Below are 17,854 nucleotides of genomic sequence, written 5' to 3'. Positions count from 1 at the left end.
ACTGTTTTTAATACAGAGGAAAATTGAGCAAGAAAGAAAAAGACAAGGACAAAAAAAAGGATAAAAAGAAAAAAAAGAATAAAGACATCCTTGATAAACTTAAGAAGGTTGAAAACTGTAAATCTTCTTGCTGTGAGAAATATAAAAAAAGTGAAAAGAAACGTTGCTCACGCTGTCCTATGTTTGATTTATTAAAAAAGACTGCTTAACAATACATATAAAACCCACCAGATTTCTTTGGTGGGTTTTTTAGTTTAAATTGCGGTTCGTTTCTGATTTTAAAAGACACTAAAATTTATATGAAAAACCAAATCATAATTCCACAATCTGCTCTTGATTTTTTACAGCTGCTTAAAGAAAACAATAACAAACACTGGTTTGAAGCACATAAACAGGAATATCTAATCGAATTAAGCCATATTGAAGCTTTTGCAGATGCTTTGCTTCAGCAACTTTCCAAAACAGATGTTCTGGAAACCAAATCTGGTAAAAAAAGTGTGTACCGAATTTATCGTGACATTCGTTTTTCTAAAGACAAAACGCCTTTTAAAACATTTTGGGGAGGCAGCTATACACGTGCAACAGCAGCAAGACGAGGCGGTTATTATTTTCATCTTGAAAAAGGAAACAGCTTTTTTGCAGGTGGTTTTTGGGGACCTAATGCGGCAGATCTAAAGAGGATTAGAACTGAATTTGCCCAGGATCCGGAAACGTTTCGGAAAATTTTAAATTCAAAATCTTTCATCAGTAATTTTGGAACTTTACAAGGAGAGCAACTCAAAACAAAACCAGCAGGCTTTGGTGTAGATCATCCCGCAATTGACCTCCTTCGTTTCAAACAATTTTTGGTAATCAAACGTTTTACAGATGAAGAAGTCTTGAACGCACTTTTCTTAGAACAGGCTTTAGACACATTCAAAAACATGAGACCATTTTTTGATTATATGAGCGAAGTACTGACAACTGATATAAATGGGGCTTCGATATTGTAAAATTTGTTTTCAAAATAAAACCCGACAGGTTTTTAAAGCCTGTCGGGTTTAATCAACAATTGAAATCTTATCTGCTGAGCAGCAAGATTTCGTTTACCACAATTTCTGTAACATAACGTTTCTCTCCGTTTTTATCGTCATAGCTTCTGTGTGTCAGTTTTCCTTCAACGGCGACTTCTTTTCCTTTTACTACATATTTTTCGATAATTTCGGCGGTTTTGCCCCAGGCAGTAACACGATGCCATTCGGTTTGCTCCACTTTTTCACCTTTATCATTAGTGTATTTCTCGTTGGTGGCAATACTTAGATGTGCTAATTTTCTTCCGCTGTCTAATGTTTTGATTTCAGGGTCATTACCTACGTTACCGATTAATTGTACTTTGTTTTTCATGGCGTATACTATTTTTTAAAGGTTTATATAAATTGAATCGTTCGTCAAATTCAACGATGCAAAGATGTGGCGAGTCTCAAAAATTAGTCGGTTATCAACTATTTACTTTCGGTTGTAACTGTTTGTAACCGTTTGTAAATGGAAATTAATTTAGTATATTTGAGATAAATCATACAAAATGCAGACAAAAATCAACAAAGTAGAATTACGAAATTTAAAATTTGAAGATTATAAAGAACTCAAAAACTCTATGGTTGAATCTTATCCGGATATGGCCAATTCTTATTGGAGAGCAAATGATATTGAAAGATTGCTTTCTATATTTCCAGAAGGGCAACTGGTAATTTTAGTAGATGGCAAAGTGGTTGGCTCTGCATTATCCCTTATTGTTGATGAAAAATTAGTAGACAAAAGGCACAATTACAGGCAGATTGTTGGAGATTATACCTTTTCTACCCATAATCCGGATGGGGAAATTTTATATGGAATTGATGTTTTTATTCATCCTAATTTCCGAGGATTACGATTGGGCAGACGTTTGTACGACGCCCGAAAAGAATTGTGCGAGCAATTGAATCTAAAAGCCATTGTTTTTGCAGGAAGAATTCCGAATTATGCGCAGCATTCCAAAAAAATGACGCCGAAAAATTATATCGACAAAGTAAAACACAAAGAATTACACGATCCGGTGCTTTCATTCCAGCTGAGCAATGACTTTCATGTTTTGCGGATTATCAAAAATTATCTGGAAGGAGACGAAGAATCAAAAGAATTTGCTGTGCTTCTCGAATGGAACAACGTCTATTATGACGAAAGTCCAAAACTGATTAATCTCGAAAAAAGCGTTATCCGCCTGGGTCTTGTACAATGGCAAATGCGTCAATTGAATAATCTGGAAGAGTTTTTCGAACAGTCAGAATTTTTTATTGATGTCGTTTCGGGCTACGGATCTGATTTTGCGTTATTTCCTGAACTTTTTATTGCGCCTCTGATGGCCGATTACAACCATTTATCAGAAGCAGAAGCCATTCGGGAACTTGCCCGCTATTCTGACCCGATCAGAAAGCGTTTTCAGGAATTGGCTATTTCATACAACATCAATATCATTACTGGTAGTATGCCATATTTAGAAAATGGCAATTTGTATAATGTTGGTTTTTTATGCAAAAGGGACGGAACTTCTGAAATGTATACCAAAATTCACATCACGCCAAACGAAGTGGTTCACTGGGGAATGAAAGGCGGATCCCAATTTAAAACCTTTGATACCGATTGCGGAAAAATAGGAATCCTGATTTGTTACGATGTCGAATTCCCTGAACTTCCAAGATTACTCGCAGATGAAGGCATGAATATCCTTTTTGTTCCTTTTTTGACCGATACACAAAATGGTTACACGCGTGTAAAACATTGTTCGCAGGCACGTGCCATTGAAAATGAATGTTATGTGGCGATTGCAGGCTGTGTAGGGAATCTTCCAAAAGTAAATAATATGGATATCCAATATGCGCAGGCAGCAGTATTTACACCTTCGGATTTTGCTTTTCCGAGCAACGGTATTAAAGCCGAAGCCACTCCAAACACTGAAATGACGCTGATCGTTGATGTTGATCTGAATTTACTGAAAGAACTACATGAGCATGGAAGTGTGCACACGCTGAAAGACAGGAGGACAGATTTGTATGAAGTCAGGAAGATAAATCCTTGATGGAAAAAAGATTTAATAAGTAAGAGACGTCACTTCGAGTGTTTTTGGCTTTTTGAGTTTGTAGTTGAAAACAAAAGTTCATTAACCAAAAATGTATCGAGAAGTCTCGTTTACATAATGGTTCTCGATACAATTTTATAAAAATATTATCGCTATTTAATAAAATTACTCAAACTGACGAATAGAATAAAAAGTAAAGATAAAAATGAAACAATCTTATGTTTATATATTAAATGTTCTGATGGAAGTTATTATACAGGAGTAACTTCAAATATTACAAAAAGAGTTTATGAACATCAGGTTGGGCATTATCCGGATTGCTATACGATAAATAGAAGACCAATAGAATTAGTTTTTTATTGCGAGTTTACAGATATTAATTTAGCAATTGAAAAAGAAAAACAAATTAAAAAATGGTCAAGGATGAAAAAGGAAGCCTTGATTAATGGTGATTTTGACACTTTAGTTAATTTATCTAAAAAAAGATTTGATAACTAAGATACAACGTCACTTCGAGTGTTTTTGGCTTTTTGAGTTTGTAGTTGAAAACAAAAGTTCATTAACCAAAAATGTATCGAGAAGTCTCGTTTACATAATGGTTTTGGATACGATTTTATAAAAATGGTATCGCTATTTATAAAATCGAACTGATGAAGAATATAAAACCATAATTCGCTTAAAATAAAAACCAAATTGTCTATACAAATAAAGACAGATCTATGAAAACATGCCTCGAATGCGCTGAGAAAATTGTAGGCCGGGAAGACAAAAAATTCTGCTCAGACAGCTGCCGTAATGCCTACAACAATAAAATAAACAAGGACAGTACCAATTTTATGCGGAATGTAAACAACAAGCTGCGTAAAAATTACCGAATTTTGTCTGAATTAAACACAGAAGGAAAATCTAAGGCAACCAGGGAAAAAATGCTCAATAAAGGTTTTGATTTTGATTTCTTTACCAATATCTTGCAGACCAAAACAGGTAACACCTACTATTTTCTATACGATCAGGGATATCGGTCTTTGGACAATGATTATTTTATGCTCGTAAAAAAAGAAATTTAATACCACAATATGAAAAAAAATCCTACTTCAATTCTGGCTTTCTTAGGAGTCTTAGGAATTCTGGCTATCATCTATGCCTCAATGATGCCTCAGTATATTTCTAAAGATGAAGAAGCTCTTGCTGAATTCTCAACTGAACGAGCACTAAATCAGGTTCAGATTATAGCTCAAAAGCCCCATTTTGTTGGCTCAACCAATCATGAATTAGTTGCCAATTACCTTAGACTCGAACTAAACAGAATTGGTCTCGAAACCTCGGTTCAGGAAGGTTTTACCCTGAATGACAAAGGTCTTTTGGTAAAATCCAAAAATATTCTGGCGCGTATAAAAGGAACTGATAGTTCAAAAGCTTTATTGTTGCTTTCGCATTATGACAGCGCACCGCACTCTTTTTCTAAAGGAGCAAGTGATGATGCCTCGGGAGTAGCCACAATACTTGAAGGTGTTCGAGCTTTTTTATACGCTAACGAAAAACATAAAAACGACATCATTATCCTTTTTTCTGATGCTGAAGAATTAGGTTTAAATGGCGCCGCCCTATTTGTCAATAAACACCCCTGGGCAAAAGATGTTGGACTTGTCTTAAATTTTGAAGCAAGAGGTTCTTCTGGCCCAAGCTATATGCTGATGGAAACGAATAAAGGAAACCAGGCTCTTGTAAAAGAATTTTCGAATGCCAAAACAAAGTATCCGGTTTCAAACTCGCTGATGTACAGCATTTATAAAATGCTCCCAAATGACACCGATTTAACCGTTTTTAGGGAACAGGGAAACATTCAGGGTTTCAATTTTGCTTTCATCGATGGTCATTACAATTACCACACGCAGCAAGACGATATTCAGCATTTAAACAAAACCACATTAACACATCAGGGATCTTATTTGATGCCGCTTTTAAAATACTTTTCTAATATTGATTTAAACTCTACTCACTCCACAGAAGACAATGTCTATTTTAATGTTCCGTTCGGATTCTTTATAAATTATCCTTTTTCATGGGTTTTCCCAATGAGCGTTATTGCTTTAGGACTCCTTGTTTTCTTTATTTTCGTTGGAAAAGTAAAACATCTCATTTCTTTCAGGGAAATTTTTAAAGGATTTGTTCCTTTGTTAGGCTCCATCATCATTGCCGGTCTGGTAACCTTTTTGGGATGGAAAATCATTCTGCAGATTTATCCGCAATATTCTGATTTACTAAATGGCTTTACTTACAATGGTCACGCGTACATTGGGGCATTTGTAACACTTAGCATCGCGATTTGTTTTGCTTTTTACCATCATTTCTCTGAAGAAAAAATTACGATGAACCATTTCGTAGCGCCGTTATTGTTATGGATTATCATCAATATTGTTTTAGCCAATCAATTAACGGGAGCTGGCTTCCTGATTATCCCGGTGTATTTTGGAGTTCTTTTATTTGGAATTTTTGTCTTCACGCATCATTACAGCGTTGGGCTGAATTTATTATTCAGTATTCCGGCTCTGGGAATTGTGACACCGTTTATTGTAATGTTTCCAATTGGTTTAGGTTTAAAAATCCTTTACGGAAGTGCCGTACTAACTGTTTTACTTTTCGGATTGCTGCTTCCTGTATTTGGATCTTTTGTAAGAAAGGGAATATGGACGATGCTTTTCTTCATCCTGTCGATCGGCTTTTTTGTATATGCCGGTGTAAATTCAGATTATAAACCCGGAAAAGCAAAATCAAACAGTTTATTATACGTTTATAATGCCGACAAAAATTCTGCTGTATGGACTACTTATGATACTAACCTCGACGACTGGACCAAATCATATCTTGGGAATATGAATCAGAAAGCAGTTGGTTTGAACGGTCTTCCAATAGCCAGCAAATACAATACTCCTTTTACTTACAGTGCTGTTGCCCCTAAAATAGAAGTTCCAAAGCCAACTATTTCCTTTGTAAGAGACAGTGTAATAGGAAGCAAAAGATATCTTAAAATAAAAATTACACCAAACCGTAAAGTCAACCGTTACGATATTTATGCCAATCCAAAAATGTCTTTTTATAATTTTAAAGCTAATGGCGTTTCGGCTTCCGGAGAAAAAGGAAACCTTTTGGAAAGAAAGGACAGCAAAATTTTATGCTACTATGTCGTAGGAAATGAACCACTTGTTATGGAATTCATCATCAATAAATCATCTGTTTTTGATATGGATCTGATTGAAAGCTCTTTCGATTTAATGACCAATCCGTTATTTAATATCAAACCAAGAAGCAACTGGATGATGCCAACACCTTTTGTTCTGAATGATGCGGTTTTGGTTCAGCAGAAAATAAAACGATATACACCACCGGTAAAACCTATAGAAACTGCTCCTGTAACAGACAGTGCAACCGTTAAAATAGATAGTCTGCCACCAGTAATGAAAATTAAGAAAGAAGTCATCAATCAATAGTGATTTCTAAAAAGGAAAGGCAGACTTATCAAACAGTCTGCCTTTTTATATTTAACAGGCACATTCAATCTTCAGTCCGCCTTTCACTCCTTCTGAGCCTTCAGTTGCGTATCCATCGAGCTTCCACCACTCCAGCCCTCCAATTAATTCTTTCACTTTAAATCCAAGTCTGACCATTTTTAAAGCTCCTTTTGTGGAAGCATTGCAGCCAATTCCGTCGCAATAGGTCACGTATAATACATCTTTATCCAAATGCTGTGTGGTTTCTAAATTCATATCCCGATGAGGAATATTAATTGCGTTCGGAATATGTTCTTTATCGTATCCTAAAGTTCTTCGGGCATCGATTGCAATTATTTTTTCTCCATTGTTCAGGGCTTCAAATAAATCTGACGAATCCATTTCAAAGGCCAGCTTATTTTCGTAATGCTTAATTTGTGCTTCCATATTTTAGTATTTTAAAGTTTTTTATTCTTTCAAAATTAGAATGGTTTACATTCTCATAAAAACGAAAAGAATTCATCAATCTCATTACTTTTTTTCATACAAAAGCCAATCTAAAATTTTGTTTCTTTGTGTATCAAATGATTAAAAATGGAAATACGCCACTTAAAACTGATAAAAGCAATTGTCGAAGAAGGAAGCATTACCAAAGCTATCGACAAACTTCATCTGACACAATCTGCACTAAGTCATCAACTCAAGGAAGCAGAATATCAATTAGGAACGGCGATTTTTTTACGAACCAATAAAAAACTGGTTTTGACCAAAGCAGGCGAAAAAATCTACGATCTCGCCAACGAAATCCTGAACAAACTCACAGAAACCGAAAACCAAATTAAACAGATGGTGTATGGTGAACATGGCGAAATCAGAATCAGTACCGAATGTTTTTCAAGTTATCACTGGCTCCCATCGGTTTTGAAGCAGTTTCATCTTTTATATCCGAATGTGGAGCTGAAAATAGTAATTGAAGCAACTCATATTCCGTTGCAGAAACTTTTAGACAACACCATTGATATCGCCATTATAAGTGATCCGATTAAAGACAGCAATATAAAATACACCGAACTTTTTCAGGATGAAGTGATGATGGTCGTTTCTGAAAATCATGCCTGGGCAGATAAAAAGTACGTTGTTGCAGAAGATTTTATTAATGAACATCTGATTATTCATTCGCTGCCGATGGAAACCGTTACCATTCATCAGTTTCTTTTGGCTCCAGCCAAAGTGACTCCCAAGAAAATAACGCCAATGCCTTTAACCGAAGCTTCCCTGGAAATGGTAAAAGCCGATATGGGTGTGATGTCAATGGCAAAATGGGCCGTTCAGCCTCACTTGAAATCCAGTCCGATCAAAGCCATTAAAGTTGGAAAAAACGGATTAAAGAGAAAACACTTTATCGCCACAAGAGCAAATGAACATTATCCGGACTATTTCAATCATTTTATCAATTTTCTGCAAACCGAAATCAATCTGCAATGGAATATTCAATAAGGAAATGTGAAATAGCTGATTTACCCAAACTCATCATTTTATGTCAAAAACATGCCGAATTTGAGCAGGCTGATTATGATCCGGAAGGAAAAGAGGAAGGCTTAAAAAAAGAACTGTTTAATGAAAATCCTAAATTGTTTTGTTTAGTTGTTGCTGCAAAACAAACAATCGTTGGTTATGTATCCTATACTTTTGATTTTTCAACCTGGGATGCTTCGACATTCCTGTACATGGATTGCTTATTTCTCGAAGAAGAAGTCCGAAGTTTCGGAATTGGCGAAATTTTAATCGAAAAATTAAAAGAAATCGCAATCAAAAATAAATGTGTCAATATTCAGTGGCAAACACCGCAATTCAACACGAGAGCCATTAAATTTTACAATCGAATGGGTGCAAAAGGAAAAGACAAAGTGAGATTTACTTTAACTTTGTGAAAAATTTAATTTCGCAAAGACACGAAGACGCAAAGTTTTTTCACAATCTTGTCATTTCGAGGAACGAGAAATCGCACATGGGATTCCGCAAAGTAAAGCGCCAATCTTTGCCGAATTTCTACTGCGATTTCTCGTTCCTCGAAATGACAAACTTTGCGACTTTGCGAGATTATTAATTAAATCTCAAAAAAATGACAAAAGTAAGCATATTAGGCTGTGGCTGGCTCGGACTTCCTTTAGCAAAAAGATTAATTGAAAAAGGAAATTCAGTAAATGGATCCACAACTTCAGAGAATAAAATTTCGATTTTAAAAGAAGCCAGGATAAATCCGTTTTTGGTTACGCTTGAAAGCGAAAGTGTCTCTGAAAACATCAATGATTTTTTAGCGGAAAGCGAAGTCCTTATTATTGATATTCCACCAAAACTGAGAGCTGTCAATCCGGATTCTGAAAAGAAAGTTTTTGTCGAAAAGATCAAAAACCTGATTCCTTTTATAGAAAAATCGACGGTTAAGAAAGTGCTTTTTGTGAGTTCAACATCCGTTTATGGTGATAATAATGATTCTGTAACTGAAGAAACTAAACCGAATCCAGATACTGAAAGCGGAAAACAATTGGTTTTAGCTGAAAAGCTTCTTCAAGAAAATCAAAATTTCGAAACGACTATTCTGCGTTTCGGCGGATTAATTGGTGAGGACCGTCATCCAGTTACTTCTTTGTCAGGAAAAGAAAACTTAGCAAATGCAGATGCTCCCATAAACCTGATTCATCAAAAGGACTGCATCAGCATCATCGAAGAAATTATAAACCAGTCAAAATGGAATGATGTTTTTAATGCCGTTGCGCCATTTCACCCAACCAGAAAGGATTATTATACACAAAAAGCAAAAGAACAAAACCTGACTTTGCCGAAGTTCAGGCCTGAAAAGTCAAATGTAAAAAAGGTTATTTCAAGTGCAAAAATTGAAAATAATCTAAACTATAAATTTCAATTAGAAAATTATTAAAAGCATATTATTTCAGGCTGAGCGGAGTCGAAGCCCTTTTTGTTTTCATAAGCTTTAGACTCCGCTCAGATGACAATTGGGTTAGCTAACAGGAAAAAATTAAATGAACTTACATCACTTATATGGTTCAAAAATTTTAGCGAACTTTGCGTAAACCCTTTGTGTCTTTGCGGTTAAAAACCAAAATTATGGAAACAGTTTATATCAATTCACCGCTGGGAATCACCAAAATCATTGGAGATGGTAACGGTATTTCGGTAATTTCTGTTTCTGATGTTGGAACAAATCAAGTCTCAGAAACTATTCCCGGAGTTTTACAGGAAGTTGTTTCGCAGTTAAACGAATATTTCGAAGGCAAAAGAACCGATTTTGACTTAAAACTAAACCCAAAAGGAACCGAATTTCAACATAAAGTCTGGAACGCCTTACTCGAGATTCCCTATGGAAAAACAGTCAGCTATATGGATCAGACTAAAAAGCTTGGCGATGTAAAAGCGATTCGGGCTGTGGCCTCTGCAAATGGTAAAAATCCGCTTTGGATTGTGGTTCCCTGCCATCGGGTTATTGGCACGAACGGTTCGCTTACGGGCTATGCCGGTGAAATTTGGCGCAAAAAATGGCTTCTGGAACATGAAAATCCTTCTGCACAGCAAAGTTTGTTTTAGTTACAATTATAACTCATTCATTATGGCAAAAATAGTTTTAGAAAGCTGGAGAGAAGGTATAAAAGGAATTTCATTTGTAAAATTGCAAAATGAAATACTAGGAATAGGTTTGAAAGAAGCTAAAACTAATTTAGACAATCTTTTAGATGACATTCAAATAATTCTGGAAATTGCTGATGAAAATTCAGCTAAATATTTCTTAGAAGAAGCAGACAAGCTAGGTGTTAATTGTAAATTCATAAAATAAATTTAATAATAGTAAGAATTTTACGCATATTTGCAAAAAGAATCTAACAAAGTCTAACAATCTAAATATCTAAGAAGTCTCCAAAAATGATTGAAAAAATAAACCTGAACAACATTTTATTTCTTGATATAGAAACTGTTCCTGAAGAAGAAAACTTCAATTCGCTAGATCCGGAAATGCAGTCACTTTGGGATTTAAAAACGCAATATCAGCGAAAAGATGATTTTACTCCTGAAGAATTCTACGATCGTGCCGGAATCTGGGCTGAGTTTGGAAAGATAATCTGCATTTCCGTTGGATATTTTACGATTCGGGGAGATATTCGGAATTTTAGGGTAACTTCTTTTTTTGGAGAAGAAAAAAAGATCCTGAAAGATTTTAATAATCTGCTGAACAATCACTTCAATCAGCCACAGCACCTTTTATGCGGACACAATGCCAAAGAATTTGATATTCCTTTTCTCGCACGCAGAATGATTATCAACCAAATTGCAATTCCGGACAAACTGAATTTATTCGGTAAAAAACCATGGGAAATTCCACATCTGGACACTTTAGAATTATGGAAGTTTGGTGATTACAAACACTTTACTTCTTTAAAATTACTGACCAAAATTCTTGACATTCCTTCTCCAAAAGGCGATATCGACGGAAGTCAGGTGGCACATGTGTATTATGTGGAAAAAGACATTGACCGAATTGTAACCTATTGCGAAAAAGATACGATTGCCGTAGCACAGATTTTCCTTCGTTTGCGAAGGGAAGATTTATTGATTGAGGAAGAAATTTTTCATATATAGTTTATTTTTGAGTTACTAAGGTTCTGAGATACTAAGCTACTAAGGTTTTGAAAAGTAAAATTTAAATGAACTTACATAACTTACATGGTTTAAAAAAATGTTTCAAATGACGCACGAGGAAATTTCACATCTTAGACTTGCTTCCCAAAAATTAGACAAAACAAGTCCTTCTTCACCGCAAGAAATTGTCAGACATCTAGGTGCCATGCAGGCTCAGGATTATGCCATGGCAAAATGGGCGATTGGTTCCCGCTGTGATGCTACTGAAAAAGAGATTGAAGAAGCCATTAATTCCGGAAAAATAATCCGTACCCATATTTTACGGCCAACCTGGCATTTGGTTGTTGCCGAAGATATTTACTGGATGCTCGATGTTTCCGGACCACAGGTGAAACGCATTATTCTTGCCGAAACGAAAAAATATGGCTGTGACGAAAAAGAATTTGACAAGATCAACTCAGCAATAGAAAAAATACTGGCCGGAAACAATCATTTAACCCGGGAAGAAATCATACAGGAACTTAATGTTAAAAATTTTTCCGGCGATTATAAATTAAGTCCTGTTCTGATCATGATGTATGCGGAATTGGATGGCGTAGTCTGCAATGGCAAAATGAAAGGCAAAAAAATGACGTATGCTTTACTAGAAGAACGAGTTCCTAAACCAAAAAACAAATTAACCAAAGAAGAAGCTTTGGCTAAACTTGCCCAGCGTTATTTTGAAAGCCGGGGTCCGGCAACAGTTGCAGATTTTTCACATTGGTGCGGTTTTTCTACAACAATTTGCAAATCCGCAATTAATGCAATTTCGTTGCAATTAAACAATATTACTATTGATAATCAGCAATATTGGTTCAGAAAAGACTATCCTAATCCAGATAATTTCCACGAAAGCGTACATTTTCTTGCCGCTTTTGATGAATATTTAATTTCGTATAAAAATCGCGAATCTTCGATTTTATTAGAACATCAACCGAGAGCTTTTACCAAAAACGGCATTTTTAAACCGACAATTGTAGAAAACGGAAAGGTCATCGGAACCTGGAAAAGAACCATCAAAAAAGATCATGTCAAAATTGAAACCGACTTTTTCGATAAAACCGAAATGAGCAAAAAACAAATTCTTTTCGAAGGAATAAAATCTTTCGAAAATTATCTTGAAACGAAAATTTTTATTGAATAAAATTCAAAAAACTACCTAAATCAATTTGCTTTAAACCACGAAATTGACTTTTGCAATTGTCATTACAATTGATTTATTACATTTACAAAAAATTACAATTATGGTATTAAGCAGATTTTGGTTAACGATTTTTATTTCTTCGATTGTGTTCATTGTGGTAAGCTTATTTACTGCGAATACCTATACGATTGATTCTGTTTTGAATGGAAAGAAAGATGATCCGATTTTGGTTTCTGAAAAATACGTTGAGCAACTTCCCGCTTTCATCAAAGACAGTATTAAAACCGCTCCGGAGCAGACCATGATTGTCAATCGTGACACCCTAAATTCTGACACGACTTATGTTTACAAAAACAAAACTGTAAAAATCTACAGCGGGCTTCAAAAATCAGACGGTTTATTACCAACCTGTAAAAGCACTCTCGTTGATTTAATTCTGCCATTGATTGCTTATCTGGCCTTCTTCTGCGGATTAATGGAACTCCTAATCGTTTCAGGAGCTTCCGGAAATTTAGCTAAAGTCCTAAGTCCGGTATTTGTAAAAGTATTTCCGAGTATTCCTAAAAATCACCCTTCGATATCGTATATGACCTTAAACTTTGCTGCAAATTTCTTAGGCTTGGATTCGGCTGCAACACCATTTGGACTCAAGGCCATGGAGAGTTTACAGGAAATAAACCCCGAAAAAGACAAAGCCAGTGATGCACAAATTATGTTTATGTGTCTTCACGCTTCGGGTTTGACTTTGATTGCGACTTCAATTATCGGGTATCGTGCCGCTGCCAATGCCAGTAATCCAGCCGATGTGATGCTGCCTTGTATTATTACATCATTTATCGGAACAATCGCTGCTTTCCTGATTGTCGGTGTGAAACAAAAAATCAATTTTAAAAGTGCTTCGCTTCTTATTGGTTTAATGACTTTAATTGCGGCTATTATTGGATTATTGATGTATGTGAACCATTTGGATTTAATTGGAAAAAACTATTTCACTTCGAATCTTTCGGGATTAATATTGGTTGCGATAATTGCTTTCACGTTGATATTTTCATTTATCCATGAAAAAAAATTCAAAGAAGCCGAAACGACTGTTTTTGACACTTTTGTAGTAGGAGCAAACAATGGCGTTAAAACCGGAGTTACTATTTTTCCTTATGTTTTGGGAATGCTGGTTGCTATTTCGTTATTCAGAAACAGCGGTCTGTTCGAAATTATCAGTGATGCTATCGGATTTATCTTTTCGAATATGGGCGTGAGCAAAGAAATTACCAATGCGCTGCCTGTAGCCATGCTGCGCCCTTTCAGCTCTGCAGGATCAAGAGGATTTTTAATTGATTCAATGAATACTTTTGGTGCGGATTCGTTAACAGCAAGACTGAGCAGTATTTTTCAATGTAGTGCCGAAAGTACGTTTTATGTAATTGCGGTTTACTTTGGTTCGGTAAATATTAAAAATACCCGTTACGCTTTGGGTACGATGCTTTTAGTGGATTTAATTTGTGTGATTACGGCGATTTTTGTGGCGACCTGGTTTTTTTAAATCTTCGAATATGGGTCGATCCTACGGATCTCTTTCTGTTGCGTTCATTAAAACGGGATTAAAATCCGGTCCTACAATATTGGTCGAGCCGATGGCTCTTTAAAATTTTGAAAATTCCTTTGGAATGAATCATATTGTAGCAACTAAATCACCTATCATTTTTGTATTGTATAAAATCCTTATTGGATTATTTAAAATTTCAACATTTTAGAAAGTTCCGGAGGAACAAATCATATTGTAGCAACGGATTTTAATCCGTTGATTATAATAAGAATCCAATATAAAGTTCCGTAGGAACGAATCATACAAGATAAAAAAAAAGAAAGTTAAATATTACAAATAATGTTATAGAATGATTTACTTTGTCAAAAATTAAAATGGCAAACACATATCATCAAATCTATATTCAGGTAGTTTTTGCGGTAAAATATAGAAATGCAGTGATTGAAGAAGAATGGAGATCTAAATTACTTGGTGTTATTGGCAATTTGATTAATGAAACTGGCTGTAAAACGATAATAATAAATGGAGTGGAAGACCATGTACATTGCTTATTTGCACTCAAACCAGCCATTTCTCTTTCTGAATTAATGAAAACTGTAAAAGCAAAATCTTCAAAATATATAAACGACAATCAATTAACCAAAACAAAGTTTTCCTGGCAGGAAGGCTACGGAGCATTTTCATACAGTCAATCTCAAATCGATTCTGTATACAAATACATTGAAAATCAAAAAGAGCATCATAAAAAACAAACTTTCAAAGAAGAATATTTGCAATTTTTGGATAAATTCAAAATCCCTTTTGATGAAAAATATATTTTCAATGGCTTAATATAAATCGAACCTACGGTTCTTAATTAACATTACATAATTTAACCGGATTAAAATCCGGCCCTACAATATTGGTCGAGCCGATGGCTCTTTAAAATTTTGAAAAATTCCTTAGGAATGAATCATATTGTAGCAACTAAATCACCTATCATTTTTGTATTGTATAAAATCCTAATTGGATTATTTAAAATTTCAACATTTTAGAAAGTTCCAGAGGAACAAATCATATTGTAGCAACTTAATATAAATCGAACCTACGGTTCTTAATTAACATTGCATAATTTAACCGGATTAAAATCCGGCCCTACAATATTGATCGAGCCGATGGCTCTTTAAAATTTTGAAAAATTCCTTAGGAATGAATCATATTGTAGCAACTAAATCACCTTTCATTTTTGTATTGTATAAAATCTTTATTGGATTATTTAAAATTTCAACATTTTAGAAAGTTCCGGAGGAACAAATCATATTGTAGCAACGGATTTTAATCCGTTGAAATCAGATTTGAATCTTTTATTAAGTTCCATAGGAACGGATCATATAAAATAATCCCAAACTTTATAAATTTCAATGCGTTTCATAATCAACAATAAAGTTCCTAAACGTATATAATTCAAATTCTTTCTTAGGTAAATAATTTTTAACTTTGCCAAAAACAAAGAAATGATTGATTTTATATACCAGGATCCCTATCCTATTTTAAAAGACGAAACACAATACCGAAAAATTACTTCAGATTTTGTACAACTTGAAAAATTTGGAGACAAAGAAGTTCTTCTTGTTGATCCAAAAGGATTAGAATTATTAGCTGAAGAAGCCTTAACAGATGTGTCGTTCATGTTGAGAACAACACATTTACAAAAACTAAGAAACATTCTTGATGATCCGGAAGCGACAGACAATGATCGTTTTGTGGCTTACAATTTACTTCAAAATGCATCTGTTGCTGCCGAAGGACAATTACCAAGCTGCCAGGATACCGGAACAGCAATCGTTATGGCAAAGAAAGGTGAAAGCATCTTTACCGGAGTTGATGATGCTGAATGGTTAAGCAAAGGAATTTTCAATACGTACCAAAAACGCAATTTAAGATATTCGCAGATTGTTCCGATTTCGATGTTTGAAGAAAAAAATTCGGGTTCAAATCTTCCGGCACAAATTGATATTTACGCCAAAAAAGGAGCTTCTTATGAGTTTTTATTCATGGCAAAAGGAGGCGGATCTGCCAACAAAACCTATTTGTACCAACAAACAAAATCATTGTTAAACGACAAATCTCTTGATGCTTTCATTCGTGCAAAAATCAAAGATTTAGGAACTTCTGCTTGCCCTCCTTACCATTTGGCTTTGGTAATTGGAGGAACTTCTGCTGAAGCTACTTTAGCTACAGTTAAAAAAGCATCTGCGGGTTATTTTGACAATCTGCCTACTTCAGGAAACATGGCCGGTCAGGCGTTCCGTGATTTAGAGTGGGAAGAACGTGTTCAGAAAATCTGTCAGGAAAGTGAAATTGGAGCGCAGTTTGGAGGAAAATATTTTACGCATGATGTACGTGTAATCCGTTTGCCTCGTCACGCAGCTTCCTGCCCGGTTGGATTGGGAGTTTCCTGTTCAGCAGACCGAAATATCAAAGGAAAAATCACCAAAGACGGAATCTTCCTTGAGCAGTTAGAAACGAATCCAAAACAATTCTTACCGGAAACTGCTCCGCATTTAGAAGCTCCGGTTGAGATTGATTTAGATCAGCCAATGGCAGATATTTTATCAAAACTATCCCAATACCCAATCAAAACCCGTTTAAAACTGAACGGAACTGTTATTGTGGCTCGTGATATCGCACATGCAAAAATCAAAGAATTATTAGACGCCGGAAAACCAATGCCGGAGTACTTTAAAAATCACCCTGTGTATTACGCCGGACCTGCAAAAACCCCTGAGGGAATGGCTTCTGGAAGTTTTGGACCAACAACTGCAGGACGTATGGACGTGTATGTTGATGAATTCCAGAAACATGGCGGAAGTATGATCATGCTGGCTAAAGGAAACCGTACGAAACAAGTGACGGATGCCTGCAGCAAATACGGTGGATTCTATTTGGGTTCTATCGGAGGGCCTGCTGCTATCTTGGCTCAGGACAATATCCTGAAAGTAGAAGTAGTTGATTTTGAAGAATTAGGAATGGAAGCGGTTCGAAAAATCACTGTAAAAGATTTCCCTGCATTTATCATTACAGATGATAAGGGGAATGATTTCTTTGAAAATTTATAATACGGAAAAATTAAAAAAAAATCCTGTCAACGAATTCTATTCACTGACAGGATTTTTTATTTACAAATATTTTCCACAAAATATTATAATTTTTTGAGATTACAGCCTAAAAAGTATTTAATCTTCCATATTCTAATATGAAAGATTAAAATTGGCGAATTTGCGGTATTTTTATGCCTTTAAAAACTCATTTTCTATCTAAACCATGAATCCGTTAATCACTATTTTCAACTCCATCCTTCCTATTTCAGAAGAAGAACAAACATTTATGAAACAGCATTTGTTTACAGAAACCCTGAAAAAAGGAGAAAAATACTGTGAACAGGGCAAAATCTGTACTAAAATCGGTTTTGTTCTCGAAGGCGTTTTGAAAGTGATGAAAGTAGATTTTGGAGGAAATGAGTACATTCCGTACTTTACAAGCGAGGGACATTTTGCAGTTGCAATGGAAAGTTTTTCAGATAAAACACCTTCTGATGAATCAGTTGTAGCGGTAACAGATTGTAGAGTTGTTACTATTACAAGTTCTGCTTTTGACTTATTTGAAAAAGAAATTACTAACTTTTCGAAAATCGTTCATCTCTTAAAAGAAAAGGCTTTTATCGAAAAGTTTAAGCTAAAAAGCGAAATGCTTATCGATGATGCCGAAACTAAATATGCCAAATTGTTGCTAAGGCAGCCTTCTATAATTCAGCGCGTTCCGCAGAATCAGATTGCATTATTTCTGGGCATAACGCCGCATACCTTAAGCAGGATCAGGGCAAAAATCTGATTTCTTGCCTTATGTCAACTTTTTTGTTT

The 17,854-nt window shown here is 35.2% G+C and carries 19 protein-coding genes; 17 read left to right on the top strand and 2 right to left on the bottom strand.

The annotated features are described in order from the left end of the window. Positions 1–23 precede the first annotated feature (23 nt). Together K8B81_RS17000 and K8B81_RS16995 are read left to right on the top strand one after the other, a co-directional pair. Complete coding sequence (locus K8B81_RS17000) at positions 24–209, top strand: hypothetical protein (protein WP_223682747.1); 186 nt, start codon at positions 24–26, stop codon at positions 207–209. Positions 210–299: 90 nt separating this feature from the next. Next, complete coding sequence (locus K8B81_RS16995) at positions 300–992, top strand: DUF2461 domain-containing protein (RefSeq protein WP_223682746.1); 693 nt, start codon at positions 300–302, stop codon at positions 990–992. Between the two features lie 67 nt (positions 993–1,059). Here K8B81_RS16995 and K8B81_RS16990 read toward each other — a convergent pair whose 3' ends face one another. Further along, a complete protein-coding gene (locus tag K8B81_RS16990; protein ID WP_223682745.1) occupies positions 1,060–1,383 on the bottom strand; it encodes a single-stranded DNA-binding protein in 324 nt (107 codons plus the stop codon). A gap of 178 nt (positions 1,384–1,561) precedes the next feature. On the opposite strand from K8B81_RS16990, the gene K8B81_RS16985 reads away from it, so the two are divergent. The 4 genes from K8B81_RS16985 (at position 1,562) to K8B81_RS16970 (ending at position 6,579) form a co-directional block, all read left to right on the top strand. After that, positions 1,562–3,091 carry a bifunctional GNAT family N-acetyltransferase/carbon-nitrogen hydrolase family protein gene (locus tag K8B81_RS16985; protein ID WP_223682744.1) on the top strand — a complete coding sequence of 510 codons (1,530 nt, stop codon included), beginning with the start codon at positions 1,562–1,564 and terminating at the stop codon, positions 3,089–3,091. A 159-nt stretch (positions 3,092–3,250) separates the two neighbouring features. Next, a complete protein-coding gene (locus K8B81_RS16980; protein ID WP_317196965.1) occupies positions 3,251–3,589 on the top strand; it encodes a GIY-YIG nuclease family protein in 339 nt (112 codons plus the stop codon). 221 nt (positions 3,590–3,810) lie between these two features. Then, positions 3,811–4,158 carry a hypothetical protein gene (locus tag K8B81_RS16975; protein WP_163396300.1) on the top strand — a complete coding sequence of 116 codons (348 nt, stop codon included), beginning with the start codon at positions 3,811–3,813 and terminating at the stop codon, positions 4,156–4,158. Positions 4,159–4,167: 9 nt separating this feature from the next. Further along, positions 4,168–6,579: a M20/M25/M40 family metallo-hydrolase gene (locus K8B81_RS16970; protein WP_223682743.1), complete on the top strand. Its 2,412-nt coding sequence runs from the start codon at positions 4,168–4,170 to the stop codon at positions 6,577–6,579. Between the two features lie 51 nt (positions 6,580–6,630). Here K8B81_RS16970 and K8B81_RS16965 read toward each other — a convergent pair whose 3' ends face one another. Further along, on the bottom strand, positions 6,631–7,026 hold the full coding sequence (locus tag K8B81_RS16965) for a rhodanese-like domain-containing protein (protein WP_223682742.1): 396 nt from the start codon (positions 7,024–7,026) through the stop codon (positions 6,631–6,633). A 147-nt stretch (positions 7,027–7,173) separates the two neighbouring features. On the opposite strand from K8B81_RS16965, the gene K8B81_RS16960 reads away from it, so the two are divergent. The 11 genes from K8B81_RS16960 to K8B81_RS16910 all read left to right on the top strand — a co-directional run bounded on the left by K8B81_RS16960 (position 7,174) and on the right by K8B81_RS16910 (position 17,825). Further along, positions 7,174–8,076: a LysR family transcriptional regulator gene (locus tag K8B81_RS16960; RefSeq protein ID WP_223682741.1), complete on the top strand. Its 903-nt coding sequence runs from the start codon at positions 7,174–7,176 to the stop codon at positions 8,074–8,076. Beyond that, positions 8,061–8,510: a GNAT family N-acetyltransferase gene (locus tag K8B81_RS16955; RefSeq protein WP_223682740.1), complete on the top strand. Its 450-nt coding sequence runs from the start codon at positions 8,061–8,063 to the stop codon at positions 8,508–8,510. Before K8B81_RS16960 ends, K8B81_RS16955 begins: the two co-directional genes overlap by 16 nt. A gap of 191 nt (positions 8,511–8,701) precedes the next feature. Continuing rightward, positions 8,702–9,517: an NAD(P)H-binding protein gene (locus K8B81_RS16950; RefSeq protein ID WP_223682739.1), complete on the top strand. Its 816-nt coding sequence runs from the start codon at positions 8,702–8,704 to the stop codon at positions 9,515–9,517. A 188-nt stretch (positions 9,518–9,705) separates the two neighbouring features. Next, positions 9,706–10,182 (top strand): methylated-DNA--[protein]-cysteine S-methyltransferase, encoded by a 477-nt coding sequence (locus tag K8B81_RS16945; protein ID WP_223682738.1) that lies wholly within the window; start codon positions 9,706–9,708, stop codon positions 10,180–10,182. A 22-nt stretch (positions 10,183–10,204) separates the two neighbouring features. Then, positions 10,205–10,429, top strand: coding sequence for a hypothetical protein (locus K8B81_RS16940; protein ID WP_223682737.1), 225 nt, complete (start codon positions 10,205–10,207; stop codon positions 10,427–10,429). Between the two features lie 86 nt (positions 10,430–10,515). Continuing rightward, positions 10,516–11,229 carry a 3'-5' exonuclease gene (locus tag K8B81_RS16935; RefSeq protein ID WP_223682736.1) on the top strand — a complete coding sequence of 238 codons (714 nt, stop codon included), beginning with the start codon at positions 10,516–10,518 and terminating at the stop codon, positions 11,227–11,229. A 106-nt stretch (positions 11,230–11,335) separates the two neighbouring features. Further along, a complete protein-coding gene (locus tag K8B81_RS16930) occupies positions 11,336–12,412 on the top strand; it encodes a winged helix DNA-binding domain-containing protein (protein ID WP_223682735.1) in 1,077 nt (358 codons plus the stop codon). A gap of 100 nt (positions 12,413–12,512) precedes the next feature. After that, positions 12,513–13,952: a nucleoside recognition domain-containing protein gene (locus K8B81_RS16925; RefSeq protein ID WP_223682734.1), complete on the top strand. Its 1,440-nt coding sequence runs from the start codon at positions 12,513–12,515 to the stop codon at positions 13,950–13,952. Positions 13,953–14,329: 377 nt separating this feature from the next. Next, positions 14,330–14,791, top strand: coding sequence for an IS200/IS605 family transposase (gene tnpA / locus K8B81_RS16920; protein WP_223682733.1), 462 nt, complete (start codon positions 14,330–14,332; stop codon positions 14,789–14,791). Positions 14,792–15,448: 657 nt separating this feature from the next. Continuing rightward, complete coding sequence (locus K8B81_RS16915; RefSeq protein WP_223682732.1) at positions 15,449–17,053, top strand: fumarate hydratase; 1,605 nt, start codon at positions 15,449–15,451, stop codon at positions 17,051–17,053. Positions 17,054–17,258: 205 nt separating this feature from the next. After that, the gene (locus K8B81_RS16910) at positions 17,259–17,825 is read left to right on the top strand and encodes a Crp/Fnr family transcriptional regulator (protein WP_223682731.1); all 567 of its coding nucleotides are present in this window, start codon (positions 17,259–17,261) and stop codon (positions 17,823–17,825) included. Positions 17,826–17,854: the final 29 nt, after the last annotated feature.

Source organism: Flavobacterium hibisci, assembly GCF_020026925.1.
Taxonomy (GTDB): Bacteria; Bacteroidota; Bacteroidia; order Flavobacteriales; family Flavobacteriaceae; genus Flavobacterium; species Flavobacterium hibisci.
The sequence above is the reverse complement of the archived record's forward strand: the minus strand, read 5'-3'. Positions and strand labels throughout refer to the sequence as shown.

What these genes read in the sequence shown, in the direction of transcription:
- K8B81_RS16995 (WP_223682746.1), top strand. Translation starts at nt 300, where the DNA reads ATGAAAAACCAAATCATAATTCCACAATCTGCTCTTGATTTTTTACAG.
- K8B81_RS16990 (WP_223682745.1), bottom strand. Translation starts at nt 1,383, where the DNA reads ATGAAAAACAAAGTACAATTAATCGGTAACGTAGGTAATGACCCTGAA.
- K8B81_RS16985 (WP_223682744.1), top strand. Translation starts at nt 1,562, where the DNA reads ATGCAGACAAAAATCAACAAAGTAGAATTACGAAATTTAAAATTTGAA.
- K8B81_RS16975 (WP_163396300.1), top strand. Translation starts at nt 3,811, where the DNA reads ATGAAAACATGCCTCGAATGCGCTGAGAAAATTGTAGGCCGGGAAGAC.
- K8B81_RS16970 (WP_223682743.1), top strand. Translation starts at nt 4,168, where the DNA reads ATGAAAAAAAATCCTACTTCAATTCTGGCTTTCTTAGGAGTCTTAGGA.
- K8B81_RS16965 (WP_223682742.1), bottom strand. Translation starts at nt 7,026, where the DNA reads ATGGAAGCACAAATTAAGCATTACGAAAATAAGCTGGCCTTTGAAATG.
- K8B81_RS16960 (WP_223682741.1), top strand. Translation starts at nt 7,174, where the DNA reads ATGGAAATACGCCACTTAAAACTGATAAAAGCAATTGTCGAAGAAGGA.
- K8B81_RS16955 (WP_223682740.1), top strand. Translation starts at nt 8,061, where the DNA reads ATGGAATATTCAATAAGGAAATGTGAAATAGCTGATTTACCCAAACTC.
- K8B81_RS16950 (WP_223682739.1), top strand. Translation starts at nt 8,702, where the DNA reads ATGACAAAAGTAAGCATATTAGGCTGTGGCTGGCTCGGACTTCCTTTA.
- K8B81_RS16945 (WP_223682738.1), top strand. Translation starts at nt 9,706, where the DNA reads ATGGAAACAGTTTATATCAATTCACCGCTGGGAATCACCAAAATCATT.
- K8B81_RS16940 (WP_223682737.1), top strand. Translation starts at nt 10,205, where the DNA reads ATGGCAAAAATAGTTTTAGAAAGCTGGAGAGAAGGTATAAAAGGAATT.
- K8B81_RS16935 (WP_223682736.1), top strand. Translation starts at nt 10,516, where the DNA reads ATGATTGAAAAAATAAACCTGAACAACATTTTATTTCTTGATATAGAA.
- K8B81_RS16930 (WP_223682735.1), top strand. Translation starts at nt 11,336, where the DNA reads ATGACGCACGAGGAAATTTCACATCTTAGACTTGCTTCCCAAAAATTA.
- K8B81_RS16925 (WP_223682734.1), top strand. Translation starts at nt 12,513, where the DNA reads ATGGTATTAAGCAGATTTTGGTTAACGATTTTTATTTCTTCGATTGTG.
- tnpA (WP_223682733.1), top strand. Translation starts at nt 14,330, where the DNA reads ATGGCAAACACATATCATCAAATCTATATTCAGGTAGTTTTTGCGGTA.
- K8B81_RS16915 (WP_223682732.1), top strand. Translation starts at nt 15,449, where the DNA reads ATGATTGATTTTATATACCAGGATCCCTATCCTATTTTAAAAGACGAA.
- K8B81_RS16910 (WP_223682731.1), top strand. Translation starts at nt 17,259, where the DNA reads ATGAATCCGTTAATCACTATTTTCAACTCCATCCTTCCTATTTCAGAA.